Here is a 24,965-nt window from a genome sequence, read left to right on the forward strand (position 1 = left end):
CCGACCCGCCAGAAGCCGACCGGTCGGGCCGCGGCCTTGCCCTCCACCGCCCATGGGAATCGGCCGCTACGGTGGCCGGTGGACCGGCGGTGGATAGAAACCGGAGTATGTGTCCGGCACGGTGTCCGCGCAAAGAAAACGTCCGGCCGGTGTACCGGCCGGACGTCCTCCGCGAAGCGCCGGAATCAGCCCTTGTGCTTCTTGACCTCTTCGGTCAGCTGCGGGGCGACATTGAACAGGTCGCCCACGATGCCGTAGTCGGCGATCTCGAAGATCGGGGCTTCCTCGTCCTTGTTGACCGCGATGATGGTCTTGGACGTCTGCATACCGGCCCGGTGCTGGATGGCGCCCGAGATACCCAGGGCGACGTACAGCTGCGGGGAGACCGTCTTACCGGTCTGACCGACCTGGAACTGGCCCGGGTAGTACCCCGAGTCGACCGCGGCACGGGAGGCGCCGACGGCCGCGCCGAGCGAATCGGCGAGGGATTCGACCACGGAGAAGTTGTCGGCCGAACCGACACCGCGACCACCGGAGACGACGATGCTCGCCTCGGTGAGTTCCGGCCGGTCCCCGGCCACGACGGGCTCGCGACTGGTGACCTTGACGACGCCTTCTTCCTGCGCGGGGACCTCGACGGTGACCTTCTCACCGGCGCCGGCCGAGGGCTTGGCCTCGACCGAACCCGGGCGCACCGAGATCACCGGCACATCGCCGGTGGCCTGCGCGTCGACGGTGAAGGCGCCACCGAAGATGCTGTGCACGGCCGTACCGTCGGCCTTCACGTCGATGACGTCGACCAGCAGACCCGAGCCGATGCGGGCGGCGAGCCGGCCGGAGACCTCTTTACCCTCCGCGGTGGCGGCGACCAGAACGGCGGCCGGGGACGCGGACTCGACCAGTCCGGCCAGCACGTCGACCTTCGGGGTGACCAGGTAGTTCTCCACGTCATCGGATTCTGCGACGTAGATCTTGGCGGCGCCCGCGGCGGCCAGCGCGTCCGACAGCTTGTCCGCGGTGCCGGGCGCGCCCAGCACCACCGCGGCCGGTTCGCCCAGGGCGGCGGCGGCGCTCAGCAGTTCGGTGCTCACTTTCTTGACCGCACCTTCGGCGTGCTCGACGAGCACAAGTACTTCTGCCATTTGTCTGTTCTCCTAGAAGTTGCTGCGGGTGCGGGTCTCAGATGATCTTCTGGCCGACCAGGTACTGGGCGATCTTGGTGCCGCCGTCGCCCTCGTCGGTGATCTTCTCGCCCGCGGTACGCGGCGGCTTCGGGGTGGACGCGGTGACCTTGCTGCCCGCGTTCTCGACACCCACGGTCGACGGGTCGATGCCCAGATCTTCCAGGGTGAAGGTCTGCACTTCCTTCTTCTTCGCGGCCATGATGCCCTTGAAGGAGGGGAAGCGCGGCTCGTTGATCTTCTCGGTGACGCTCACGATGGCCGGCAGCGTGGCCTCCAGCTTGAAGACACCGTCGTCGGTTTCCCGCTCGCCGGTGATCTTCTCGCCGTCGACGGTCAGCTTGCGCAGGTGGGTGAGCTGCGGAATGCCCAGGTACTCGGCGATGATGGCCGGGACGGCGCCCGCCCGGCCGTCGGTGGCCTCGTTACCGGCGATCACGAGTTCGACACCCTCGACCTGGCCCAGCGCACCGGCCAGCACCCACGCGGTCTGCACCGCGTCGGAGCCGTGGATGGCCGGATCGTTGATGTGGATGGCCTTGTCGGCGCCCATGGACAGGGCCTTGCGGATGGCCTCGGTGGCGCGATCGGGGCCGGCGGCCAGCACGGTGACCTCGCCACCCTGCGCCTCCTTGATCAGGAGGGCTTCCTCGACGGCGCGCTCGTTGATCTCGTCGAGCACCGCGTCGGCGGCTTCACGGTCGAGGGTGAAGTCACCGTCGGTCAGCTTGCGCTCGGACCAGGTATCGGGCACCTGCTTGATGAGTACGACGATATTCGGCATCGGTCTTCGTCGACCTCCTGTTCTGGTTACCTGTATTGGCGGTCGCACGATCTCCAGCGGCCGTACGTCCCTGTGAGTAGCTCAGGCCGAGACATTACCCTACGTTAAGTTACCCGTGGGTAACTTATGTGTCGAGCTGCTTCGGGGCACCACCGGGCGTCTCCCGTACCGGGCCGTACCAGTAACCTCGTCGCAATGAGCGAGGCTGTGATTCCCGCCGCACCGGCCACCGACGACGCCCCGGAGCCGCTGCCGTTGACCGGCGAGCGCACGGTGCCGGGTATCGCGGAGGAGAACTACTGGTTCCGCCGGCACGAGATCGTCTACGACCGGCTGCTGCCGCGCTGCGCGGACAAGATCGTCCTGGAGGCCGGATCGGGCGAAGGCTACGGCGCGAATATGATCGCCGCGGTCGCGAAAGCGGTGGTGGGCCTGGATTACGACCGGACCGCCGCGGCGCATGTACGTACCCGCTATCCGGCGGTCCATATGGTCCGCGGTAACCTCGCCGCGCTGCCGCTCCCGGAATCCGCGGTGGACGTGGTGGTCAATTTCCAGGTGATCGAACACCTTTGGGACCAGGCCGAGTTCCTCCGCGAATGTCTGCGAGTGCTGCGCCCCGGCGGGGAACTGCTCATCAGCACCCCGAACCGGATCACCTTCTCACCCGGTCGTGATACCCCGCTCAACCCCTTCCACACCCGCGAGCTGAACGCGGCCGAACTCACCGAACTCCTCGAAGCGGCCGGTTTCCGGGTGGACCTGATGACCGGCGTGCACCACGGGTCGACACTGCGCGCGCTCGACGCCAAACACGGCGGCTCGTTCATCGACGCGCAGATCGAACGCGCCCTGGCGGGTGAACCCTGGCCCGCCGAACTCACCGCCGACGTCGCCGGCATCACCGTCGACGATTTCACCCTGGCCCCCGAAGCCATCGACACCAGCCTCGATCTCGTCGCGCTCGCGGTGAAGCCGTGAGCGGCAAGCGAACCGACACGGTACCCGGGCAGTTCACGCTGGTCCTGCACTCCCATCTGCCCTGGCTCGCCCACCACGGCCGCTGGCCGGTCGGCGAGGAATGGCTCTACCAGTCCTGGGCCGCGTCCTACCTCCCGGTCGTGGACGTCCTGCGCACCCTGGCCGCCGAGGGCCGGTCACATCTGCTGACCCTCGGGATCACCCCGGTGCTGGCCGCCCAGCTCGACGATCCGCACTGCCTGGCGGGAATGCACCATTGGCTGGGCAATTGGCAGTTGCGGGCCGACGAGGCCGCGAAGGCCGGAAACCACGCACTCGGCGCACACGAACACCGGCTGGCGGCCGCGGCACTGGCCGAGTTCGAGCAGAACTGGCGGCACGGGGCCGCACCGGTCTGGCGGCAACTACTCGACGGCGATGTCATCGAACTGCTGGGCGGGCCGCTGGCACACCCGTTCCAGCCGCTGCTGGACGAGCGGCTACGCGAATTCCAGCTCCGCGAGGGCCTCACCGACGCCCGGCTGCGCTGGGGGCACACCCCGGCCGGAATCTGGGCGCCGGAGTGCGGGTTCACCCCCGGGATGGAACAGGGCTACGCCGACGCGGATGTGACGCATTTCATGGTCGACGGGCCCGCGCTGCGCGGCGATACGACCCTGGGCCGCCCGGTGCGCGAATCGCCGGTCCTGGCGTTCGGCCGCGATCTCACGGTCAGCTACCGGGTGTGGTCGCCCAAATCAGGTTATCCGGGGCACGGGGCCTACCGGGATTTCCATCACTACGATCACGCGACCGGACTCAAACCCGCCCGGGTCACCGGGAAAACCGTGGCCGGACCGGACAAGGCCCCCTACGATCCCGACCTCGCCGCCGCGCAGATCGGCCGCGATGTCGAGGACTTCGTGCAGACGGTGCGGGAACGGCTGATCGCCGAATCGGAACGGATCGGGCGCCCGGCGCTGGTGGTCGCCGCATTCGACACCGAACTGTACGGACACTGGTGGCACGAGGGCCCGCAGTGGCTGGCGCAGGTGCTGCGGGCCCTGCCGGAAGCCGGGATCACCGTCGGAACCCTGTCCGACGCGCGCGACCGCGGCTTTGTCGGGGACCCGGTTCCACTCACCGATTCCTCCTGGGGATCCGGGAAGGACTGGCGGGTCTGGGCCGGTGATCAGGTCCGCGATCTGGTGGATCTGAACGCCGAGATCGTCCGGCTCGCGCTGGATACCGCCGACAAGATGCGTGCCGTCGCGCCGACCGGCCGCGATCCGGTCGCCGACCAACTGCTGCGCGAAGCGATCCTGACCGTGTCCAGCGACTGGGCGTTCATGGTCAGCAAGGACTCCGCCGCCGGCTACGCCCGCGATCGGGCCCATCAGCACGCGCACGCGGTCCGCGAGATCGCCGGGGCGGTCGAAGCCGGTCAACTCGGTAGGGCACACGATCTGGCGGCAGGATGGGCGGTGGCCGACGGCGTGTTCCCGGCCCTGGACGCGCGTAGGCTACGCGTCACCCCTGCAGAAGGACCGCGATGAAAATCTTGATGGTGTCGTGGGAGTACCCACCGGTGGTTGTCGGCGGGCTGGGCAGACATGTCCATCACCTGGCGACATCACTGGCCGCGGCCGGTCACGAAGTGGTGGTACTCGCCCGACGGCCCACCGGCACCAGCCCCGCCACCCACCCCACCCATTCGTTCATCGCCGAGGGCGTGCTGGTGGTGGCGGTCGCCGAAGACCCGCCGATCTTCGATTTCGGCGAGGATATGCTCGCCTGGACCCTGGCCATGGGGCATGCGATGGTGCGCGCCGGAGTCGCACTCGATAAACCGGGCATCGGCGAGGGCTGGACACCGGATGTGGTGCACGCGCACGACTGGCTGGTCGCCCATCCGGCGATCGCGCTGGCCGAGTACTACGACGTCCCGCTGGTGTCGACGATCCACGCCACCGAAGCCGGCCGGCACAGCGGCTGGGTCGCCGGCCGGGTCAACCGGCAGGTGCATTCGGTGGAGTGGTGGCTGGCCAATGAATCCGATGCGCTGATCACCTGCTCCACCTCGATGAAGGACGAGGTGGAGCGGCTCTACCGGCCCGACCGGATCCCGGTGCACGTGATCCGGAACGGAATCGACGTGGCCGCGTGGACATTCCGCACCCGCTCACCGCGTAGCGGCCCGCCCCGGTTGCTCTATGTGGGACGACTCGAGTACGAGAAGGGCGTGCAGGACGCCATCGCCGCGCTGCCCCGTATCCGCCGCGCCCATCCCGGGACCGTCCTCACCGTGGCCGGGGTCGGGACCCAGTTCGAATGGCTACGCCAGCTCGCCCGGACACACCGGGTGGCCCGCGCGGTGCACTTCACCGGGCAGCTCGATCACACCGAACTGCTCGGCTGGCTGCACGGCGCCGATGCGATCGTGCTGCCCAGCCGCTACGAACCGTTCGGGATCGTGGCCCTCGAGGCGGCCGCGGCCGGGACCCCGCTGGTCACCTCGACCGCCGGCGGGCTCGGTGAAGCCGTGATCGATGGGATCACCGGGGCGTCCTTCGAACCGGCCGATGTGCACGGTCTGGTGGACGCGGTGATCTCGGTACTCGACGATCCGGTGGCCGCGCAGGAGCGGGCGTTCGCCGCACGGGAGCGGCTGACCGCCGATTTCGCCTGGGATGTGGTGGCGGCCGAAACAGCCGATATCTATTCGGACGCGAAACGGCGGGTGCGCAATCCACTCGGCCGCCCGGTGATCGTGGAACGCCCGCTCCCGGAACGGGATCCGAAGTAGCACCCGGTGGGGGCGTCGACGTATCAGTCGTTCTCCGCGAAGGCGAAGATCTCTCCGATCCGGGTGACGACCACGACCTCGCCTTCGGCACCGACCGCGGTGCCGGTGGTGGTGCCCTGAGCTCCCGGCAGGACATCGGAATCGAGGGTGGCACCGGTGCCGGTATCGAAGGTGACCAGGTTCAATCCGGTGCCGATGGCGGCGGTGACGTAGCCGATCCCGCCCGCGGTCTGCACCGGGTTACCCCGCAGCGCGAGATCCTTGCGCTCCCAGACCCTTTCGAAACTGTCGCCGGTGTCCTGCAGGGCGAGCAGATAGCCGTCGTCACCGGCGGGAATGATCAGGCCGTCGTCGGAGACCGAGATCCCCCGGCGCGGCTCCCAGTCCAGCTGCGCCTCCCATTTCGGGGTGCCGTCGGCGGTGTTCACCGCGATCAGGCGTTTGCTGTTGTCGCCGACGTAGAGCGTCGCGCCGTCGGCCGACAAGGCCGGATCGGTGGCACTGCCACCGGCCAGGATCTCCCGGCTCCACTCCTGCTCGACCTTCCCGTCGGCATAGCGCAGCGCCACCAGGGCGGCCTTGGACTCCCCGGGCTTGCGGACGGTCGCGTAGATCCGCCCGGTGCCGATATCCATCGCCGCCACCGTGGCGACCGCGCAGTCCGGGCCGCCGGTGTCACAATCCTCCAGGCCGGCACCGGCCGGCGGCCAGTCCAGATTCGGTGACTGCAGGAAATCGGGCTGCGGCAGCAACTGCTGCGTGGGAACCATCCGTTTGCCGGTCTGCCGCTCCAGCACATCGACCTGGCCGGACTGGGTGATCACCAGCAGATGACCGTCACCGGTGAACTGCATCCCGACCGGCACACCCGCCACCGGCGTCCGCCAGCGCGGCTGGCCGAGCAGATTATCCGATTCCACGCCGCTGTCGAGACCGACGTACACATTGTTCGCGCCGTCGAGCAGGGTGGGCGAATAGATGGCATTGGGGCCCAGCGGATTGCAGAAGCGTTTACGCCCCGTGGGCATCTGGTAGGAGAAGATATCGCATTCCGCGTCGGTGCGGCTGGTGACGAAGATCTGCCCGTCCGACCCCACCGTCGGCGGCTGTGCGACCGGTCCGCCCACCGGCCGCGACCACTGCAGGCTCAGCGCCTGCGAACCGGTCACCGAGGTGGTGCCGCTGTTGCGGCTCTCGTGCCCCGGCGCGGGCCAGCCCAGGCCGCGGCCGACGGTGATGTCGTCGACATCGGTGCCGCAGGCGGTGAGCACCCCCGTGGCGGCCACCGCCGCCGCAAGCCAGGTCACGGTCCGTACGCCGCTGCCGATACGCACCTGCTGGTCTCCTCTGTCGTCCTGTCTCCCCGGGCCCACGTGTGTGGAAGATTAACGGAAGGGTATAGGCCGGGGTCGCCGAGCACGAAAGTAGGCTGTTCGGCAGTACTGGGCAGCACAGGATACGAGGAGAGACGTTCGTGACGAGCATGTGGGGCGCGCCGCTGCGCTCACGCTGGCAGGGCTCCCGGCGCCGCGACCGGCGGCAGGCCCGGTTCCTCACCCTCGACTCGCTACGCTGGGTGCTGGCCAACCGGGCCTACACACCCTGGTACCTGGTCCGCTATTACCGGCTGTTCAAATTCCGGCTCGCCAACCCGCACGTGGTCCTGCGCGGCATGGTGTTCCTCGGTCGCAATGTGGAGATCCACGCGACCCCCGAACTGGGCCGGCTCGAGATCGGGCGCTGGGTCCATATCGGTGACGGGAACGCCATCCGCTGCCACGAGGGCTCGCTGCGGATCGGCGACAAGGTGGTGTTCGGCAAGGACAATGTCGTCAACACCTACCTCGATATCGAGATAGGCGAGTCGACCCTGGTCGCCGACTGGTGCTACATCACCGACTTCGATCACCGCATGGACGACATCACGCTGCCGATCAAGGACCAGGGCATCGTGAAGAGCCCGGTCCGGATCGGCCCCGACACCTGGATCGCGGCCAAGGTCACCGTGCTGCGCGAGACCCGGGTCGGCCGCGGCTGTGTGCTGGGCGCGCACGCCGTGGTCAAGGGTGAGATCCCGGATTACAGCATCGCGGTCGGCGCACCGGCGCGGGTGGTGAAGAACCGGAAATCCACCTGGGAGGCCGGCGCGGCCCAGCGGGCGGCGCGGGAGGCGGCGCTGGCCGATATCGAACGGAAGAAGAAGGGCGTCGCGCAGGAGGCGTGAGCCGCTACTTCACCGCTTCGATCTTCTTGATCACCCGCTGCACCGTCAGCCAGGTGCGCGTGGTGATGTCCTTGCCGTAGGCGCGGTCGAGCCACGCCATGAAATTCGGCGTCCTCGGTGTGCTGTTGTCGACGACCGAGAGAAAGACACGAGCCGCCGCGTCGTAGCCGATGATCGTCGTGAGCGGATCGTCGTCGGCGGGCATCGCCGGCAGAGTTTCACCCTGCTTCTTGAAGAAGGTCGCGGTGAGATAGGTGCCACGGCCGTGGGTGAAACCGGCGAACGGGTCCCGGTCGAGCAGCTCGCGCAGTTCGGCCTCGGTGCGGATGATCGTGCCGCCGGGGATACCGAGTTCGGCGCTCAGCGCCACCTGGATGCGATCCTCGAGTTCGGCGACCCCGGTCTGCTCGGTCGCGAAAACGATATTGCCGCTGGACAGCACCGAGGCCACCGAGTCGAAACCGAGCCCGGTGAACACGCCGCGCAATTTCTCGTTGCTCATATTCGGGTTGCTGGGCATGATCCCCCGCAGCAGCGCGGCGTACATCGTCATGACGCGACCGTACCCCGCCTCTCCGACACCCACGCCCGACCGGCGCCCGCGACCGCGCGCCGATGCCACCTACTCGATCACGCGCGGACAATTCGTACGCTCGCATTTCACATCCCGCTTTCCGGTGCTTCCAACGGTAATTGCCCCGGTTCGGGCGCGCCGGCTCGGTGATCGAAATGTCGGGCTGTTTCCGCGCACGGCCACGACGGTGGCGCCGGTACGCCTAGGATGGCTGTACCGATCGATACCTTCGACCGGTTTGCCCAGCTCAGGCCGGGATGACCGGGGCGTCCACGCGGTGCCGGGAAATCGATATGCCGGATATCGATGCCGAACCGGGAGGGGCGATGCCTGTAGAAGGCTCGAAATTGCACGGGCTGGAGCCGATCACCGGGGGGTTGATCGAACAATTGGTCCAGCGGCCGCAGGGCCGGAGCCGATCGCTGCCGGTGGTGGTGGCGGTGGGGCCGCCCGGCAGCGGCAAAACCGTTCTGTTGCAAGAACTCGCGCAGCGTTGCGCGAAACTTCCACTCGCCCATGTGGATCTGCGCCAGGGCGAACGCGCGCCGCGCGAAGTGTTCGGCGAACTCGCGTTCGAGCTGGGCCACTACCGTCGCCAGTTCGGCCGGATAGCTTTCCCGCAACTGTGGTTGTGCCTGGTGGCAGTGGGCAGCACCCTCCACATGCACGAGGACAACCGCCGGGCGGCGCTGCGGAATCTGCGCCGGGTCGTCTCCAGCGCCCAGCCGATGGAGGCGCGCAGTCAGGACGTCGCCGATATCCTCGAAGCCGCGGGCCAGGTGCCCGAAGGGTTGTCCCCGTGGGTGGCCGTGACCGTGGAAACCCTGCTGCAGAGCCTGAACCGGCTCAATATCAGGCGGCGGATCACGCAGGGCCCACGGCTGACCGGCGAGGAGATCCGGCGCGACGACATGCTGATCGATCTCGCCAAATGGGCGCACGGCGACGACGAGTCCCGTGCCGAGGCCGATGCCATCTTCGGTATGGCCTTCCTGCGCGATCTACGCCAGGCCTACAGCGGCGTCCGCGGAGCGCGCCGGACGCTCAATTCCGTACTGCTGCTGGACAACGCGCACACCCCTGCGGGACGGCAGTTCCTGCAGACCCTGCGCGAGGCACGCCGGCGCAACGGAGCCGAACCGGATCCACTCGTGGTCGTCGCCACCAGCGCGCAGTGGCTGCCGGCCTGGAGCGAATGCTGGCACCGCCCCGGAATGCACCGCTTCAGCGAGGACACCGAACGCCGCGAACCCGAACACCGCACCGGCGGTATCGGACCCTCGCCGAAGCGTTCGCGGCGAGCTTCCCCGACGATCCGCAGCGCTTCGCCGGACCGGCGGAGGGCTACGACTCCGAAATCGGCAATGTGGCGAACGCGTTCCACTACATGATGCCGAACATCTGCCAGAACGCCCCGGACACCATCTATTTCGCGGGCCGGGCCGCCCACGCGCTCACCTTCCTCACCGCGCTCGCCGAGCGCCGTTGCCGGGAGCTCCCGATTCGGGTGGTCACCGGTGACGATATGCCGTACTACCGCCTCTCGGACAGCCCCGCCCGAGTTGCGCTGGAGACCGGAGTAACGGTGCTCTACACCGGGCTCGTCCATCCGCAGGCCTGGCGCGACCACCCGGAACGGTTCAACCTGCACTCCGTCGCGCAGTTCGCGCCCGACTGCGCGGGCCCGGTCTGTTATCGCGCGTTCTCCGACGACGCCCTGGACGACTTCGCCGCCGTTATGGAACACGACGCGGTGGTGACGGCGGTCCAGGCGATCCGGCAGGCGGCCGGCTACGCCGGGAACACCGTGCACTCCGACCAGGTGCTACAGGCCATGAAACGGCTACACGGGGCCACCGCGGTGCGCGGGGCCGGCGGGGTGCTCTCGTTCGACGAGAACGGGCTACCGACGAACAAACCCATTCCGATCCTGGAGGCCCTGGACGGGGAGCCGCCGCGTTACGTCGAACTTCCGTAACCAGTTTCGGCGCCGCCGGTCACCCGATCAGGCCCGCGCCGCCTCACACAGGAAGACAGCAGCCCCGGTGCCGATACGGGTGATGACCAGCGTATAGGCCCGGGTTCCGGTGGGCTTCAGGCGTCGCCGGAGGACGTCGGGGTCGATATCCACACCGCGGACCAGGATTTCCAGCTGCCCACAGTCCCGGCGGCGCAGTGCGGCCCGCAACACCTTCTCCCGCAGTACGCAGCGGTCGAGAATCCGGAAGCCACGCACCCCCGCCGGAAGACGGTCGCCGGTCAGATAGGCGATCCGGGGATCCAGCTGCCACAGACCGTGGCGGGCCGCGTAGTGCCGGACCAGGCCGGCCCGGACAACCGCACCGTCCGGGTCCACGATCCACTCCCCCGGTTCGCGCTCCGGGATCTCGCTCGGGTCGGCATCGGTGAGAGTGGTCACCGCGCCGGCAGAGGTGAGGACGGTGGCCCGGCGGCCCACACCGGCCTCGCGCAGGCCCGCCGACCACAGGCACGCTTCGCGGACCCCACCGTCCAGCGAGACCACCTCGATCTCGCCGTCCCAGCCCAGCGTATCGAAATCCAGTCCGGGAGCGCATTTCACGACCAGATCACGACCCGCGTATACCGACAGTAGATCAGGTAGCGGCGGTTGTAGCGCGGCCGGATCGTGGGTGCGTTTCCCATCGGCCCGCCGCCCCGGATCGGCGACGACGACCGTGCCGGAGGTGCACGGGACCAGGGCGTCGGCGCGCACGAGCACAGTATTCGGCGTCGCCCGCGGCAGCGTGGGAGGGGGCACCGGCGAGCTGTGTTCATCCCCCTCGCCCGCGGCACCGCGGAAGCCGAGCCCGGGTGCCCCCGGTTCGCCACCTCTCCACTCCGTCGTTGCGGCGGCGCCGGCCACGGAAGTCCCCCTGTGGCGCGCGGGAGCAGCCGGCGCCGGGACCGGATGGGACAGATTGTGGCGGGCCATGGCGAGCCGGACCGGGTCCAGGTCGCTACCGACCACGCGCGGGCATACGCGGGCCAGTTCGGCCATTTCCGCGCCGATCGAGCAGGTGACATCGTGGACATCGCGACCCGCCAGCCGGGCCGCCCGGTGCCGGGCGACCGGGGTCGGGGTGGCCTGCTGGAGCGCGTCGTCGGTCAACAGCCAATGCTGCGCACCGGACAATTTGGCCGCGGCCCGGCGGCGCAGGCGGACGGTCTCGATGAGCGCCGGGGCGCGCTCACCGTAGGTCCGGCGCACCGCGGCCACATCACGCAGTTGCGAGGCGGAGGTGAGTTCCAGCTCCGCTACCCCGGCCAGTGCGGCCGTACCGTCGGCCGAGCCGAGGTAGCCGATATCGGCCGCGCTGAAGCCGTACCCCACTATTTCCCGGCGGCGGCCGGTTTCACGCCGGTGATCATGGCGTTGTAGAAGAACTGTCGCGGCACCACCCGGCGCATCACGTTCTCGTCCACCCAGCTCAACCCGAGCCAGGCGCGATACATCGCCATCCGGTAGCCGAAGGTGAGCTTCTCGTCCGGAACGGCTGCCTCGAAGGTCCGCACCGGCCAGCCCCACAGCGCGGCGGCGAATTCCTCGGTGTGCGCGGCCACGTCCACCGCGCCCGCCGAGCGCGCCATCTCCTCGAGCTGGGTCGGGTCGAAGGTATGCAGATCGACCACGGCCTCCAGCGCGGCGGCCCGCGACGATTCGTCCAGTTCCTCCTGGGAGCGGCGCCAATCCCGCAGAAACGGGAGTTTGGTGACGGCGGTGGTCGCCTTCCAGGTGATATTGCCCAGATTGCGGGCATAGAAGTTGCCGATGGTGGTCGGCTCACCGGCGAAGACGAAACGGCCACCGGGCTTCAACACCCGCAGGCATTCCCGCAGCGACTGCTCCACATCCGGGATGTGGTGCAACACAGCGTGTCCGACGACGAGGTCGAAGGTGTCGTCCTCGTAGGGTATGGTCTCGGCGTCGGCGACCCGGCCGTCCACATCCAGGCCCAGATGCTCGGCATTGCGCAGAGCGACCTTCACCATGCCGGGCGACAGATCGGTCACCGAACCGCTCTTCGCGATCCCGGACTGCATCAGGTTCAGCAGGAAGAAACCGGTACCGCAGCCCAGTTCCAGAGCACGCTCGTACGGCAGCTCCGCGTCGGTGCCGACCGCGGCGTCGAACCGGCCACGGGCGTAATCGATACAGCGTTCGTCATAGGAGATCGACCATTTGTCGTCGTAGGTCTCGGCTTCCCAGTCGTGATACAGCACCTGGGCGAGCTTGGTGTCCTCGAATGCAGCTTCGACCTCCGCGGCGGTGGCGTGCGGATGGGGTGCGGGGTCGTCGGGGCGTACCGTCATGGTCGGAGAGCCTATCCTTTCCCGGCCGATCTTCCGATACCGCCGGGTAGGTTCGGGTGACCCGCGACTCGTTCAGTGCCCGGTGAATACGGCCGACCCCGGCCCGTCACGCAGGTAGGAGCGGGTTCCGAGGCGCTGGTCCGCGGTGTCGAACAGCCCCGCCCACTCGGCACGGGCCCGTTCCGGACCGTGCGGCCCCGCCTCGAACACCGCCTTCGCGGCGGCCAGCGCCCGCGCCGGACCGTCGGTGAATCGGCGGGCCCAGTCGATCGCCGCCCCCAGAACATCGTCGGGCGCGACCACCTGATCCACCAGCCCCAGCCTTGCGGCCTCGTCGGCCTCCACGAAACGTCCGCTGTACACCAGATCCTTCGCCGCCCCGGGACCGATCAGTAGCGACAGCCGGCGGATCCCCGCGAGCGGTATGAGGCCCGCATCGATCTGCGGGAATCCGAGCTTCACATTGTCGCCGATGATGCGCCGGTCGGCCCCCAGCGCCAGCTCCAGCCCCGCCCCGAGGGCGTAGCCGCTGATCGCGGCGACCGTGGGCTGTGGGATCGCGGCCAGGCAGCCCAGCGCGGTCTGCAGGTCACCGGCCATGGCGGCGGCCTGTTCGGCGGGCAGCTCGGCCAGCTCCGCCAGCTCGTCACCCGCGCAGAACACCCGCTCGTCCCCGTAGACCACCAGCGCCGCGATCTCCGGATCGGCGCCGCAGGCGGCGGCCGCCTCTCCGATCTCCCGGATCAGCTGGGTGTCGAACAGGTTCATCGGCGGGCGGGCGATACGCAGCACCGCCACACCACGCCCGGACCCGCTCGCCGCGCCGGACCGGGACAGGGATACGAATTCCGCCATGGACGGTTACGCTACCGGCCGCCGGCGGCGCCACCCGCATTCCCGGAGCCGCCCAGCAGCGACGGATCGGTATCACGCGTCCCCTTGGACCCGACCAGCCGCGACGGGTCCGGCAGATCGGCGAAGTAGCGCGTATTCTCCGGGAACTGCAGCAGCTGCTTACCATCCACCTCACCGAATACCGGCTGGATCGGATCGATCGCCGGTTCGGCAGCCAGGATCAGCGCGGTATCGGAATAACCGGCCAGCGACGTCAACTGCGACCAGGTCGGCGGCAGCAGCATATGCCCACCCGCCCGCCACGTCTCCAGGGCCGCCGCCGGAGTGGACCACAGCACCAGATCGGTTTCGGTGGTCGCACCGTCGGCCAACTGCCCCTCGGGCAGTACCGCCACGAAGAAATTGGTGTCGTAGCGGCGGCGCTCCACCGTCGGAGTGATCCAGCGCGACCACGGCCGCAGCAGATCGGCGCGCAACACCAGCCGCTGCTCGGCCAGAAACTCCGACAGCGTCAGATCCCGGCCCTCGATCCGCTCCCGCTCCCGGCGGTACCCGGTGGTATCGGCGACAACGGTATCGGCGGTCGGCCCGGCCAGCAGCACCCCGCACTCCTCGAAGGTCTCCCGCACCGCCGCACAGACCAGCGCCTTGGCCCGCGCCGCGGATACCCCGAACCGCTCCCCCCACCAGCGCGGCGACGGCCCGGCCCAATCGATCGCCACCTCCGCGTCCACGGGATCCACCCGGCCACCCGGGAAAGCGGTCATCCCGGCGGCGAAATCCATTGCCCCGGCCCGCCGCTGCAGGAAAACCTCCGGGCCGGCGGCGCCGTCACGCACCAGCATCACGGTGGAGGCGTCCTTGGCCTCGGGCACCTCCGCCACCGAATCCGGCACAGTCGTCTCACTCACCCCTCGCACACTAGCTGTGGGGGCGGGGCGACGGTGCGCGGGGACCACGGCGCGCAGCGACGAGGAGTGCAAGGACGAGGCGTGCCGGTGAGTTGGCGAAGGTGAGAGATGTAGACCTACTCGTGAAGGTCTGTGTTCTTTGGCGGCGCCCTCGGCGCCGCGGGGTTGAGGCCCCCTCGGTCTCGCCGTTTCGGCCTCGAGCCTTGGCCGAAGGTGCTCAATGGTCGCACTCTATGGGCGGCTCACCGCACATCGCATGCACTTCGAGGCCGAAACGGCGAGACGAGCCTCAACCCTTTGAGGTGTCTCGTAGAACTCGACGCACGCGGGTTACGTCGGCATTCGAGGTTCGGGGCGGCGCATGGCCACGCCGGCGAGACGGGCAACCGCAGCCTCCCGCTCCCAGTTGGCCGCACAGCACCCAGGCCTGAGCCCATGGCACATGCGTGCCCGGCCTTCCGCTGTGCCGGTTGTCGTTCGCCCACGGCTTCATCACCGTTTCCGAAGTCTCGCGCTTTCCGGCCCCCGGTGGATCCCCTACCGCGACCGGTGGCGGCCCAACCGGCGCTTCCGGCGGGCGAAGTAGCGGCCGTCGATACGGTCGAGGGCGATGGACTGGCGGAAGGCCTCGCTCAGGTTCTCGGCGGTGAGCACGTCGTCGAGCAACCCCTGGGTGACGATCTCGCCCTCGCTGATCAGCATGCAGTGGGTGAAGCCCGGCGGGATCTCCTCGACGTGGTGGGTTACCAGCACCAGTGCCGGAGCGTCGGGGTCGGCGGCCAGATCGCCGAGGCTCTCCACCAGTTCCTCACGGCCGCCCAGGTCCACGCCCGCGGCCGGTTCGTCCAGCAGCAGCAGCTCCGGGTCGGTCATCAGGGCGCGGGCGATCAGGACGCGTTTGCGTTCGCCTTCCGACAGCGTCCCGTAGGTGCGATCCAGAAGGTGTTCGGCGCCGAGGCTTTCCAGCATGTCGATCGCCCGGTCGGTATCGAGGTCGTCGTATTTCTCACGCCAGCGGCCGAGTACCGCGTAACCGGCGGAGACGACGAGGTCGGCGACCCGCTCCTCCGGGGGGATACGTGCGGCGAGGGCCGCGGAGGACAGGCCGATCCGGGGCCGCAGTTCGCTGACATTCGTTTTGCCGAGTCGTTCACCGAGTACGTAGGCGGTGCCGTAGGAGGGGTGGGTCTCGGCTGCCGCGACCTGCAACAGCGAGGTCTTACCGGCTCCATTGGGGCCCAGGACGACCCAGCGTTCGTCGAGTTCTACCTGCCAGGTCAGCGGGCCGACGAGATTGTGCCCGTTGCGGCGGATGGAAACATTGGTGAAGTCGATGAGCAGATCTGGATCGGGGTGCGCCACGCGCTCCATCTTGTCTCGAGGCGAACACGCTCGCGGCACCGGCACCCGCGATTCGCCGCGGCCCCGGCGCGGAAGACCACCCGGACCGGCGGTATCCGACAAACAGGACGGGTGAGAGCACATCGGCGCCGACGCCTCGGGAAGCCGCGCGACGGCCACCGCGGCGCGTTCACCCGTGGCGGCGGTGAGCCGGGAGTGGTGTCGGCCGCCGACCACCCGGTCGACGTGATACATCGCTTCCGGGTGGCCGGCCGTGTGGACGGTGCGCGGCTCCTACCACTGGTCCGGCCGGGCGGGCCGGGTGGCGATCACGGTCGTCGAACCCGGCGCGACCTCGGTGAAACCGGCGTCGCGCACCGCGGTCGCCGCGCTGCGGGTGACGGCCGCCCGCAGCATCTGCCACTCGTCGGGCCCGGCCTCGCGGACCGCGCACGCGAATCCGCGCTGCGCCCAGGTCCGGGCCTGTTCCACCGGCAGCGCGCCGGCGAAAAGCATGCTCGCGTGCCCGACCTGCGCGGCGGCCTTGCCGACGGTCATCCCGAGTTCGGCATTGACCCAGAACACGGGAACATCCAGGGGCACCGGACCGGGATCGTCGGATTCCAGATCGGTGCCGCCGATCTGGAGGCGCCGGATCCGCGGGTCGACCTCCCCCACCGGTCCCGGTACCAGGGCCCGTACCAGCGCGCCGCCGCTTTCGACAGTCACTCCGGGGACCTCGTTCGCGGCCGCCCACTGCGCCCCACGCGCCCGCCGGGCGACCTTCCTGATCCGTGCGCGCTTCCACGCCAGATACCGCTGCTCCCATTCACCTTCGTACCCGACGCGCGGGTCCAGGCACAGCATGACCGCCGCAGCCGCCGCGGCCGCGAGCACATCGCTGCGCGCGGGCGGATCGGTCTTGGGCAGGTGCAGCACCATCTGCATCGCCTGTACCTGCGCGGGATCCTCGGGATCGCCCAGCTTCCCGTATCCCGCGGCGAGTTCGGCGTGGCGTTCGGAAAACCCCGGGTCCGCGAGGAACTCGGGATCGACGTCTTCCGGGAAGTCCGGCTCCGCATCCATCTCGCGACCGTTCGCCGCTACCTCCGTCACGCCGCTATCCGGCATTCCACCAACCCTCCCAACACCCGAGCTTCACCGGACGACAGCCTACCCACGCACCGACACCCCACCCCTCGCGGTGCCGAGTCCGGCGGGGCCGCAGACAAATACGAATTCACCCCAGTGGTACCCGCCGCAGCAGGCCGTCCTCGGCATCCGCGGCCTCGACCTCGTCGCGGGTCACGCCCAGGATGAACAGCACGGCATCCAGGTACGGCTGCGACAGCGCGGTGTCGGCGACCTCCCGCAGCGCGGGTTTGGCGTTGAACGCCACGCCCAGGCCCGCCGCGTTCAACATATCGATATCGTTTGCGCCATCACCCACCGCGACCGTCTGCTCCATCGGCACCCCGGATTCGGCCGCGAAGGCCCGCAGCGCGGTCGCCTTGTAGGCACGGTCCACGATCTGCCCGACCACCCGGCCGGTGAGCTTCCCGTCGACCACTTCCAGAACGTTGGCCCGGACGAAATCGAGATCCAGTTCGCGGGCGAGCGGGTCGATCACCTGCCGGAACCCACCGGAGACCACCCCACACCGGAAGCCGAGCCGTTTGAGCGTCCGGATGGTGGTCCGCGCACCGGGGGTGAGCTCGATCGTCGCCGCCACCTCCCCGATCACCGATTCGTCCAGTCCGGCCAGCGTCGCCACCCGCTGCCGCAGCGATTCCGCGAAATCGATCTCCCCGCGCATCGCCGACTCGGTGACCTCCCGCACCTGTTCCTCGACCCCCGCGTAGGCGGCCAGCATCTCGATCACCTCACCCTGGATCAGGGTGGAATCCACATCGAAGACGATCAGTCGTTTGGCCCGGCGCGCCAGTCCGGCCCGCTCCACCGCGATATCGACCTGTTCGATGACCGCCACATCGGCCAGCGCGGTCCGCAACCGGGAATCGGTATCCCCGCCGTGCTCCGAGGCCGTGACCATGAGTTCCATCCCGGTCACCGGGTAGTCGGCGATACCGCGGATGGTGTCGATATTCGCGCCGAGACCGGCCAGTTCCCGGGACACCGCGCTGAACGCCCGCGCCGTCACCGGCGACCCGAGCACCACGACGGCGTGCGTGGACACCGGGGCCCGCGCGACCTGGGCGTCGATATCGACGTCCACCTGCATACCGACGGTGTTCATCGCCTCCTCGAGCTCGTCCTGCAGCGACTCGGGGTCGGACGGGCAGCTGATCAGCACACCCAGGGTGAGCCGGCCGCGGATCACCACCTGCTCGATATCGAGCAGACTCACCCGGTGCCGTGACATGGCCGTCAGCAGAACCGATGTCACACCGGGACGGTCGGGCCCGGTAACGGTGACCAGCACGGTGGTCTCGGCCAAAACAAACCCCTATCTTTGGCGGCGCCTCCGCGCCAGGAAGAAGCGCCACGCTGCGCACAATCGCAGGACTCGCGGGCCTGCCCACAACAATGTAAGTACACCCGCCACCTGGTCTACGGACGGCCCCCTCCCCGCACGCCCACACAGAAGCCTCGGACAGGCCCACCACCACATCCCCGCGAACCCACCCACTCACCCCGGCTGTCGAATGCCGCCGCAACCCGCATGCGTCGAGTCTTACGAGACACCGCGAAGGGTTGAGGCCCGTCTCGCCCCTTGACCGAAGGTGCTCAACGGTCGCCCTGTATGGACGGTCCACCGCACATCGCATGAGCCGAAGGCTCGAGTCCCGAGGCCGAAACGGCGAGACCAAGGGGGGCCGCAACCCCGCGGCGACGAAGGCACCGCCAGAAAACACAGCACCTTCACGAACAAGCCGGCATCTCTCACCTTCACGAACTGCCTGCCTGCGCGCTCTCGCGTATCCCGGGACCGCAATCCCGCTCCGAGGCGAACCGAGAATCCCTCGCCCACATCCGACGCCGACCACAGACGAATGCACCCCCCGACCGAAGCCGACGGGTGCATTCGTGAACGACCGAAGGTCAGGACTTGACCAGCGTCTCCTCGGGATGATGCTTGGCATCGCCCGTGAATCCGACGTGCGCTTCCTTACGCATCCGCTCGACCATATGTGGATAGTGCAGTTCGAAGGCGGGACGTTCGGAGCGGATTCGCGGCAGCTCGTAGAAGTTGTGCCGCGGCGGCGGGCAGCTGGTGGCCCATTCCAGGGAGTTGCCGTAGCCCCACGGATCGTCCACCGTGACCACTTCGCCGTATCGGTAGCTCTTGAAGACGTTCCACAGGAACGGCAGCATCGAGGCGCCGAGGATGAAGGCACCGATGGTGGAGACGGTGTTCAGCGTGGTGAATCCGTCACCGGCCTGGTAGTCGGCGTAACGGCGGGGCATACCTTCGGCGCCCAGCCAGTGCTGCACCAGGAAGGTGAGGTGGAAGCCGAGGAACGTGGTCCAGAAATGCCATTTCGCGAGCCGCTCGTCCAGCATGCGGCCGGTCATCTTCGGGAACCAGAAGTAGATACCGGCGTAGGTGGCGAACACGATCGTGCCGAAGAGCACGTAGTGGAAGTGCGCGACCACGAAGTAGGAGTCGGTGACGTGGAAGTCCAGCGGCGGGCTGGCCAGGATGACACCGGACAGACCACCGAAGAGGAAGGTGACGAGGAAGCCCACCGAGAACAACATCGGTGATTCGAACGTCAATTGCCCCTTCCACATGGTGCCGATCCAGTTGAAGAACTTCACACCGGTCGGGACCGCGATGAGGAAGGTCATGAACGAGAAGTAGGGCAGCAGCACCGCGCCGGTGGCGTACATGTGGTGCGCCCACACCGCGATCGACAGGGCCGCGATGCCCAGGGTCGCGTAGACCAGGGTGGTGTAACCGAAGATCGGTTTACGGCTGAAGACCGGGAAGATCTCGGAGACGATACCGAAGAACGGCAGCGCGATGATGTAGACCTCCGGGTGCCCGAAGAACCAGAACAGGTGCTGGTAGAGCAGGATGCCGCCGGTGCCCGGGTCGTAGATGTGGCCGCCCAGGTGCCGGTCGTAGGCCAGGCCCATCAGCGCGGCGGTCAGCAGCGGGAAGGCGAGCAGGACGAGCACGCTGGTGACGGCGATGTTCCAGGTGAAGATGGGCATCCGGAACATGGTCATACCCGGAGCGCGCAGGCAGACCACGGTCGTCAGCATGTTCACACCGCCGAGGATGGTGCCCAGACCGGAGACGGCCAGACCCATGATCCACAGATCGGTGCCGACACCCGGCGAGTGCAGGATATCGGTGAGCGGCACGTAGGCCGTCCAGCCGAAGTCCGCGGCGCCGCCCGGGGTGATGAAGCCAGCGGTCGCCATGGTGGCGCCGAACGCGTACAGCCAGTAACTCAAGGCGTTCAGGCGCGGGAAGGCGACGTCGGGGGCGCCGATCTGCAGCGGCAGGATGATGTTGGCGAAGCCGAACACGATCGCGGTCGCGTAGAACAGCAGCATGATCGTGCCGTGCATGGTGAACAGCTGGTTGAACTGCTCGGGCGACAGGAACTGCAGGCCCGGACGAGCGAGCTCACCACGCATCATGAGGGCCATCAGGCCACCGATGAGGAAGAACGCCATCGAGGTGGTCAAGTACATGACACCCAGGACCTTGGGGTCCGTGGTGGTCACCATCTTGTAGATGAACGACCCCTTCGGCCCTGTTCGCGCCGGAAATGGCCGAGTCGCTTCCACCCCCTGCGGGACTGGTTTGGGCTCTACGGCAGTCACTGATCCTCCTGAAGGTGCCTTTAAAGTCCGCTCCGCAGGCTCCACTGTTTTGCCCGCCGCCCGGTGTGCCCGGGCGGCCAACGGTTAGCTTGCGCTTCTCGAATCGTAAACCTTCCGCTGAAGCGGGGTCCCCCGGGTCCTACTCTCTGTCGTACTCGGGGCCGCCGAGCACTCTTTCCCGAGCGAACGCCCGCCGGTCACCGGTGGCGGCAGCAGGCCCCGAGTACACCGACCCGGCTCACCGTCCCTGTCACGCAGCCGCACAGAGCAGACACAACCCCATGCGCCGAGTCCTACGAAGCACCGCCGAGGGGCGAAGCCCATCTCGCCGTCCATGCCGCACAAAACAGATGTAACCCGTACGCGTCGAGTTGTACGAGATACCGCGAAGGGTTGAGGCCCGTCTCGCCCCTTGACCGAAGGTGCTCAACGGTCGCGCTCTACGGACGGCCCACCGCACATCGCAGGAGCCGAAGGCTGGAGTCTCGAGGCCGAAACGGCGAGACCAAGGGGGCCTCAATCGCGCGACGCCGAAGGCGGCGCCAAAAAACACAGCCGTGTACCCTTCCCCGCATGCCGGTGAGCCCCGCTGTCCACAACCCCGCCGCGCGTGAGCCCTGGATCTCCGGGCGGACCGGCCGGTTCGGCCGGCTTCTGGGCGCCGTGCTCGCCTGTACCGCGCTGGCGGTGTCGGCGTGCGCGGATCATCCCGACGATTCGGCCTCGATCATCCGCACCACGACGAAAATCGCAGGTGCGGGGGTGGTCGGTATCGAACGCGACACCACGCAGGCCTGCCCGCTACCGTCCCCGCCCGATCCGGCGGACGGCCCGACCCGCACCGTCCGGCACGCGTCGGGCGAGTCCCGGGTTCCGGCGGATCCGCAGCGCATCGTGGTGCTGGGGACCTCCGCGCTCGATGCCACCTGCGCGGTCGGGCTGTGGGAGCGGGTGGTCGGCACGACCACGGTCCCGGGTCCCGCGCCGCAGCCCGGCTATCTGGGTTACGGGGTGGTCGAGATCCCCGGTGTCGGTACCGCCGCCGATCCCGATCCGGCACTCATCGCCCAATTGGACCCCGATCTGATCATCGGCGAGGTCCCCGCCGGCCGCGCCGGCTATGAAGCATTGAGCGCGATCGCCCCGACGGTGCTGGTCGGCGCGGAGCCGAACTGGGAGGAGCAGTTCACCGCGTTCGCGGGCGCAATGGGCCGGCAGGGTGCGGGCGCGGCGGCGCTGGACGCCTATCACACCGAGGCCGCCGATACCGGCGCCACCATCAACGCCCGCTACGTCCAGGCCTCGATCGTGCGTTTCACCCCGGGCGGTACGGAGTACCTGGGCAGCGAAACCTTCGCCGCGCAGATCCTCGCCGATACCGGCGCCACCCGGCCCACCGGGCAGCGCGACACCTCCGCCCCGATCGACGAATCCGATCCCGTGGCCGCCGAGGGCGATCTGATCTATGTACTGTTCGCGGGCCCGGACGGGCAGGAGCACGGGGAATCGGTGATGCGCTCGCAACCGTGGGAGGAACTCGGCGCGGTGGTCGATAATCGCACCTTCGTGGTCGACGACGCGCTGTGGCATACCACCGGCCTCACGGCGGCGCGGGCGGTTCTCACCGATATCCGCGACACCCTGAACGCCTACGTCATGGACTGACGCTCCCGCGCACGCCCGGTCGAGGTGGGCAGCCTCGGGTACGTGGTCGGCATTCCACCTCGTGGGGACCGACGCCGCCCGCACACCCGGTCGGGGTGGCGGTCGCCGGTACGGGGCCGCCGCCCGGCACTCCGTGCGAGCCACCCGCCGGGTCTCACCGCACAGCAGGACCGGAGCCCGGTACCGCGCGGCGGCATCGCCTGCCGAACAGGCGCCGATCGGTCCACAGAGGACTCACAGTGCGGCTCCAGTAATCCGCCAGACAGCGTCCCTACCGTGGTTCTCACCCCATCGGAAAGAGGTGCCCACGTGCGGAAACGACCTGAACGGCCACAGACGGAACTACCCTACGAACACGATCTCGGGCTCGCCCACGATATGTCGGTGATGCTGGGCCGCCGGCGGGCGCTGTGGATCACGGGCGCGGTCGGGACCGCATCCGTGACCGCGGCCTGCTCGTCCGGTACCGGCACCGCACCACCGGTTCGGCAGCATTCACCGCCGCGAGCGGCACCGCGGGCGCCGGGGAGAACGCCCGGCTGACCGCCCAGATCGCGCTGCCGCGGGAAGCCTGCGAGCAGGTCTTCGGTGCCGACTCCGGTTATGCCCGCAGTGTGACGAACCTCGGGAGAGGTGACGCCGGCCGGGGACAACGTCTTCGGTGACGGCCGGGACGCCGAGCCGGCCACGGTGACCGGCGATCCCGGGAGCGGGATGGAGATCTCGCTCACCATCGCTTAGCCGAGAAGTCGGCGAACCGAGCCGACGGTGGTCCCGGACAGGGCGGCCCCCGCCGGAACCGCCCGCAGGTGGCGCGGGGCCCGGTGGTGCTCCGCCCGCGGGCCCACCTCCCGGCGACGGCACCGCCTCCGGCATCGGGCCCGGCGTAGAACCGCGGAACGCTGGTCCGGCCGGCTGACCGGAACACGGCCCACCGGATCCCGCACACCGCCGAAGCCACCGGTCCGCAATCGGACATCAACCGTTCCGAGACCCTGTTTTCGCAGGTGAGCAGCCTTAACCGGCGTACCGTCGAAGTATGGGCGGCAACACTGAGGGTGATCGCTCACTCGCGAGCCGGCTGAGTATCGGGATCGCCATCGGACTGGCGATCGGTATCCCGCTCGGCCTCGTGGTGCTGAACAACCTGGTCCTCGGAATCGGGCTGGGTATCGGCTTCGGGCTGGCCTTCGGTCTCGCCATGGCACCGTCGAGTGACGACAGATCCGATGGCCACCACAAACCACCGTCCAACGACTGAAGTACGCTCGGCGCCTGCGGGGCCCACGCGCGCCGAAATCTCCCGCTCCCTAGCGCATTCGACGCGTGAAACACAAGTTGTGGTAGCGCTCGGCGATTCAACCCCCAAGGGGTAGTGTTACGGCACGCGCTGAGCAGTCGTCGGATTCGTTGGGAAGGGTGTGGAAGCAGCATGAAGCTCATCGATCGGGTTTCGGCCATCAACTGGAATCGGGTACCCGACGAGAAGGACGCCGAGGTCTGGGATCGGCTCACCGGTAACTTCTGGCTGCCGGAGAAGGTCCCGGTGTCCAACGACATCCCCTCCTGGAACACCCTCACCGCCGACGAGAAACAACTCACCATGCGGGTGTTCACCGGCCTCACCCTGCTGGACACCATCCAGGGCACCGTCGGCGCGGTCAGCCTCATCCCCGACGCGCTGACCCCGCACGAGGAGGCGGTGCTCACCAATATCGCGTTCATGGAGTCGGTGCACGCCAAGAGCTACAGCTCGATCTTCTCCACCCTGTGCTCGACCCGCGAGATCGACGACGCCTTCCGCTGGTCGGAGGAGAACCGCAACCTCCAGCGCAAGGCCGAGATCGTCCTCGAGTACTACCGCGGCGAGGACCCGCTCAAGCGTAAGGTCGCCTCCACCCTGCTGGAGAGCTTCCTGTTCTACTCCGGCTTCTACCTGCCGATGCACTGGTCCTCACGCGCCAAGCTCACCAACACCGCCGATATGATCCGCCTGATCATCCGGGACGAGGCGGTGCACGGCTACTACATCGGCTACAAGTACCAGCGCGGACTCGAACAGGTCACCCAGGCCGAACGCGACGAGCTGAAGAACTACACCTTCGAGCTGCTGTTCGAGCTCTACGACAACGAGGTCGACTACACCCAGGACCTCTACGACGAGGTCGGCCTGACCGAGGATGTCAAGAAGTTCCTGCGCTACAACGCCAACAAGGCCCTGATGAACCTGGGTTACGAGGGCCTGTTCCCGAAGGACGAGACCGAGGTGAATCCGGCCATCCTCTCGGCCCTGTCCCCCAATGCCGACGAGAACCACGACTTCTTCTCGGGTTCGGGTTCCAGCTATGTCATCGGCAAAGCGGTCAACACCGAGGACGAGGACTGGGAGTTCTGACCGGAACGGCGCCGATATCCGGCTGAGCGGACGATTCGAGGGATCCTGTCGAGCGGGACCGCCGCATCGGGGTCGCGGCGATGGGTATCGATGGTCGGCGAGCGGCGGAGACTCCGCGAAACGTCCGGAGACCG

General features: G+C 68.3%; 22 protein-coding genes. 10 read left to right on the forward strand and 12 right to left on the reverse strand.

Annotation, left to right across the window (positions count from 1 at the left end; translation table 11 throughout):
• Window positions 1–185: 185 nt before the first annotated feature.
• Window positions 186–1,142 carry an electron transfer flavoprotein subunit alpha/FixB family protein gene (locus tag ACQPYS_RS21895; RefSeq protein ID WP_431941966.1) on the reverse strand — a complete coding sequence of 319 codons (957 nt, stop codon included), beginning with the start codon at window positions 1,140–1,142 and terminating at the stop codon, window positions 186–188.
• Window positions 1,143–1,179: 37 nt separating this feature from the next.
• Window positions 1,180–1,965 carry an electron transfer flavoprotein subunit beta/FixA family protein gene (locus ACQPYS_RS21900; RefSeq protein ID WP_063039853.1) on the reverse strand — a complete coding sequence of 262 codons (786 nt, stop codon included), beginning with the start codon at window positions 1,963–1,965 and terminating at the stop codon, window positions 1,180–1,182.
• Window positions 1,966–2,160: 195 nt separating this feature from the next.
• On the opposite strand from ACQPYS_RS21900, the gene ACQPYS_RS21905 reads away from it, so the two are divergent.
• The 3 genes from ACQPYS_RS21905 to ACQPYS_RS21915 are packed head-to-tail and all read left to right on the forward strand — an operon-like array spanning window position 2,161 to window position 5,731.
• Complete coding sequence (locus tag ACQPYS_RS21905) at window positions 2,161–2,946, forward strand: methyltransferase domain-containing protein (protein WP_433490657.1); 786 nt, start codon at window positions 2,161–2,163, stop codon at window positions 2,944–2,946.
• A complete protein-coding gene (locus ACQPYS_RS21910) occupies window positions 2,943–4,481 on the forward strand; it encodes a 1,4-alpha-glucan branching protein domain-containing protein (protein ID WP_433490658.1) in 1,539 nt (512 codons plus the stop codon). The genes ACQPYS_RS21905 and ACQPYS_RS21910 overlap by 4 nt, the downstream gene beginning before the upstream one ends.
• A complete protein-coding gene (locus ACQPYS_RS21915) occupies window positions 4,478–5,731 on the forward strand; it encodes a glycosyltransferase family 4 protein (RefSeq protein ID WP_433490659.1) in 1,254 nt (417 codons plus the stop codon). Before ACQPYS_RS21910 ends, ACQPYS_RS21915 begins: the two co-directional genes overlap by 4 nt.
• A 23-nt stretch (window positions 5,732–5,754) precedes the next feature.
• Here the strand turns inward: ACQPYS_RS21915 and ACQPYS_RS21920 are convergent, their stop codons facing one another.
• Complete coding sequence (locus tag ACQPYS_RS21920) at window positions 5,755–7,065, reverse strand: PQQ-binding-like beta-propeller repeat protein (protein WP_433490660.1); 1,311 nt, start codon at window positions 7,063–7,065, stop codon at window positions 5,755–5,757.
• Window positions 7,066–7,205: 140 nt separating this feature from the next.
• Here ACQPYS_RS21920 and ACQPYS_RS21925 point away from each other — a divergent pair, with 140 nt between their 5' ends.
• Complete coding sequence (locus tag ACQPYS_RS21925; protein WP_063039845.1) at window positions 7,206–7,955, forward strand: acyltransferase; 750 nt, start codon at window positions 7,206–7,208, stop codon at window positions 7,953–7,955.
• Window positions 7,956–7,959: 4 nt separating this feature from the next.
• Here ACQPYS_RS21925 and ACQPYS_RS21930 read toward each other — a convergent pair whose 3' ends face one another.
• Complete coding sequence (locus ACQPYS_RS21930; protein WP_433490661.1) at window positions 7,960–8,508, reverse strand: DUF1697 domain-containing protein; 549 nt, start codon at window positions 8,506–8,508, stop codon at window positions 7,960–7,962.
• Between the two features lie 347 nt (window positions 8,509–8,855).
• Between ACQPYS_RS21930 and ACQPYS_RS21935 the strand changes: the two genes are divergently transcribed.
• Window positions 8,856–9,920, forward strand: a complete 1,065-nt coding sequence (locus tag ACQPYS_RS21935) for a hypothetical protein (RefSeq protein WP_433490662.1) — start codon at window positions 8,856–8,858, stop codon at window positions 9,918–9,920.
• Window positions 9,896–10,507, forward strand: coding sequence for a hypothetical protein (locus ACQPYS_RS21940; RefSeq protein WP_433490663.1), 612 nt, complete (start codon window positions 9,896–9,898; stop codon window positions 10,505–10,507). Before ACQPYS_RS21935 ends, ACQPYS_RS21940 begins: the two co-directional genes overlap by 25 nt.
• 27 nt (window positions 10,508–10,534) lie before the next feature.
• On the opposite strand, the gene ACQPYS_RS21945 is transcribed toward ACQPYS_RS21940, so the two are convergent.
• From ACQPYS_RS21945 to ctaD, 8 genes are all read right to left on the reverse strand, one after another.
• The gene (locus ACQPYS_RS21945; RefSeq protein WP_433490664.1) at window positions 10,535–11,881 is read right to left on the reverse strand and encodes a THUMP-like domain-containing protein; all 1,347 of its coding nucleotides are present in this window, start codon (window positions 11,879–11,881) and stop codon (window positions 10,535–10,537) included.
• Window positions 11,881–12,861, reverse strand: a complete 981-nt coding sequence (locus ACQPYS_RS21950) for a class I SAM-dependent methyltransferase (protein ID WP_431941957.1) — start codon at window positions 12,859–12,861, stop codon at window positions 11,881–11,883. The genes ACQPYS_RS21945 and ACQPYS_RS21950 overlap by 1 nt, the downstream gene beginning before the upstream one ends.
• A gap of 72 nt (window positions 12,862–12,933) precedes the next feature.
• Window positions 12,934–13,716: an enoyl-CoA hydratase-related protein gene (locus ACQPYS_RS21955; protein ID WP_063039833.1), complete on the reverse strand. Its 783-nt coding sequence runs from the start codon at window positions 13,714–13,716 to the stop codon at window positions 12,934–12,936.
• 11 nt (window positions 13,717–13,727) lie between these two features.
• On the reverse strand, window positions 13,728–14,636 hold the full coding sequence (locus ACQPYS_RS21960) for an NUDIX hydrolase (protein ID WP_431941956.1): 909 nt from the start codon (window positions 14,634–14,636) through the stop codon (window positions 13,728–13,730).
• Window positions 14,637–15,164: 528 nt separating this feature from the next.
• The gene (locus ACQPYS_RS21965) at window positions 15,165–15,998 is read right to left on the reverse strand and encodes an ABC transporter ATP-binding protein (protein WP_063039932.1); all 834 of its coding nucleotides are present in this window, start codon (window positions 15,996–15,998) and stop codon (window positions 15,165–15,167) included.
• 264 nt (window positions 15,999–16,262) lie between these two features.
• The gene (locus ACQPYS_RS21970; RefSeq protein ID WP_063039930.1) at window positions 16,263–17,054 is read right to left on the reverse strand and encodes an aminoacyl-tRNA hydrolase; all 792 of its coding nucleotides are present in this window, start codon (window positions 17,052–17,054) and stop codon (window positions 16,263–16,265) included.
• A 154-nt stretch (window positions 17,055–17,208) separates the two neighbouring features.
• The gene (gene serB / locus ACQPYS_RS21975) at window positions 17,209–18,426 is read right to left on the reverse strand and encodes a phosphoserine phosphatase SerB (RefSeq protein ID WP_433490665.1); all 1,218 of its coding nucleotides are present in this window, start codon (window positions 18,424–18,426) and stop codon (window positions 17,209–17,211) included.
• Between the two features lie 605 nt (window positions 18,427–19,031).
• Entirely contained in the window at window positions 19,032–20,771 is a 1,740-nt protein-coding gene (ctaD, locus tag ACQPYS_RS21980; protein WP_063039829.1) for an aa3-type cytochrome oxidase subunit I, read from the reverse strand.
• Between the two features lie 573 nt (window positions 20,772–21,344).
• On the opposite strand from ctaD, the gene ACQPYS_RS21985 reads away from it, so the two are divergent.
• The 4 genes from ACQPYS_RS21985 to nrdF all read left to right on the forward strand — a co-directional run bounded on the left by ACQPYS_RS21985 (window position 21,345) and on the right by nrdF (window position 24,831).
• Entirely contained in the window at window positions 21,345–22,436 is a 1,092-nt protein-coding gene (locus ACQPYS_RS21985; RefSeq protein WP_433490666.1) for an ABC transporter substrate-binding protein, read from the forward strand.
• 410 nt (window positions 22,437–22,846) lie between these two features.
• Complete coding sequence (locus ACQPYS_RS21990; RefSeq protein ID WP_433490667.1) at window positions 22,847–23,101, forward strand: hypothetical protein; 255 nt, start codon at window positions 22,847–22,849, stop codon at window positions 23,099–23,101.
• A 374-nt stretch (window positions 23,102–23,475) separates the two neighbouring features.
• Entirely contained in the window at window positions 23,476–23,697 is a 222-nt protein-coding gene (locus ACQPYS_RS21995; protein ID WP_433490668.1) for a hypothetical protein, read from the forward strand.
• Window positions 23,698–23,868: 171 nt separating this feature from the next.
• Window positions 23,869–24,831 carry a class 1b ribonucleoside-diphosphate reductase subunit beta gene (gene nrdF, locus ACQPYS_RS22000; RefSeq protein ID WP_063039824.1) on the forward strand — a complete coding sequence of 321 codons (963 nt, stop codon included), beginning with the start codon at window positions 23,869–23,871 and terminating at the stop codon, window positions 24,829–24,831.
• The last annotated feature ends 134 nt before the right edge of the window (window positions 24,832–24,965 follow it).

Origin of the sequence: Nocardia grenadensis, from assembly GCF_050942415.1 — a bacterium.
Lineage (GTDB): Bacteria > Actinomycetota > Actinomycetes > Mycobacteriales > Mycobacteriaceae > Nocardia > Nocardia grenadensis.

Excerpts from the sequence above, each read along its gene's own strand:
- ACQPYS_RS21895 (WP_431941966.1), bottom strand. The coding sequence starts at position 1,142 with ATGGCAGAAGTACTTGTGCTCGTCGAGCACGCCGAAGGTGCGGTCAAG.
- ACQPYS_RS21900 (WP_063039853.1), bottom strand. The coding sequence starts at position 1,965 with ATGCCGAATATCGTCGTACTCATCAAGCAGGTGCCCGATACCTGGTCC.
- ACQPYS_RS21905 (WP_433490657.1), top strand. The coding sequence starts at position 2,161 with ATGAGCGAGGCTGTGATTCCCGCCGCACCGGCCACCGACGACGCCCCG.
- ACQPYS_RS21915 (WP_433490659.1), top strand. The coding sequence starts at position 4,478 with ATGAAAATCTTGATGGTGTCGTGGGAGTACCCACCGGTGGTTGTCGGC.
- ACQPYS_RS21930 (WP_433490661.1), bottom strand. The coding sequence starts at position 8,508 with ATGACGATGTACGCCGCGCTGCTGCGGGGGATCATGCCCAGCAACCCG.
- ACQPYS_RS21935 (WP_433490662.1), top strand. The coding sequence starts at position 8,856 with ATGCCTGTAGAAGGCTCGAAATTGCACGGGCTGGAGCCGATCACCGGG.
- ACQPYS_RS21950 (WP_431941957.1), bottom strand. The coding sequence starts at position 12,861 with ATGACGGTACGCCCCGACGACCCCGCACCCCATCCGCACGCCACCGCC.
- ACQPYS_RS21955 (WP_063039833.1), bottom strand. The coding sequence starts at position 13,716 with ATGGCGGAATTCGTATCCCTGTCCCGGTCCGGCGCGGCGAGCGGGTCC.
- ACQPYS_RS21965 (WP_063039932.1), bottom strand. The coding sequence starts at position 15,998 with ATGGAGCGCGTGGCGCACCCCGATCCAGATCTGCTCATCGACTTCACC.
- ACQPYS_RS21970 (WP_063039930.1), bottom strand. The coding sequence starts at position 17,054 with ATGGATGCGGAGCCGGACTTCCCGGAAGACGTCGATCCCGAGTTCCTC.
- ACQPYS_RS21985 (WP_433490666.1), top strand. The coding sequence starts at position 21,345 with ATGCCGGTGAGCCCCGCTGTCCACAACCCCGCCGCGCGTGAGCCCTGG.
- ACQPYS_RS21995 (WP_433490668.1), top strand. The coding sequence starts at position 23,476 with ATGGGCGGCAACACTGAGGGTGATCGCTCACTCGCGAGCCGGCTGAGT.
- nrdF (WP_063039824.1), top strand. The coding sequence starts at position 23,869 with ATGAAGCTCATCGATCGGGTTTCGGCCATCAACTGGAATCGGGTACCC.